At 67.4% G+C, this 359-nt stretch carries 1 pseudogene; it reads left to right on the forward strand.

Annotated features, from left to right (window positions below):
- Positions 1 to 359 (forward strand): annotated as a pseudogene (locus tag ACG2LG_RS24330) (hypothetical protein); the annotation flags it as partial.

The following is a 359-nucleotide window of genomic DNA, read 5'->3' on the forward strand; positions in this document are numbered from 1 at the left end:
CCGCAGCTTCATGAAGGCACGCTTTACAAAGCCTCCAACTGGACGCCGCTGGGCTTCACCAAGGGCTGCCGGCGCCACCGCAGCGAGTTCTACACTGACGAGAAGAGGCCCAAGCGATACTGGATTTACGAGCTCCACAAGAAGGCCCGGCAACTGCTCTCCAGCCCCGCGCCGCTGCCCGACATTTTCCAGCGGGCCACCAGCGAGGGCGTCGCCGGAGCCCGCTGCGCGCTGAAATGCAAGCACCTGCGCAGCCTCGCCGACGCCTTCCACCTCGTGCCCGACCACCGCGCGGCCACCTCGCGGCGCTACGCGAAAGTCGCGATGTTCGGCCTCATCGCCCACGGCCTGCTGTGCGG

It is taken from the genome of Haloferula sp. A504 (assembly GCF_044385805.1).
Classification (GTDB): Bacteria; Verrucomicrobiota; Verrucomicrobiia; order Verrucomicrobiales; family Akkermansiaceae; genus Haloferula.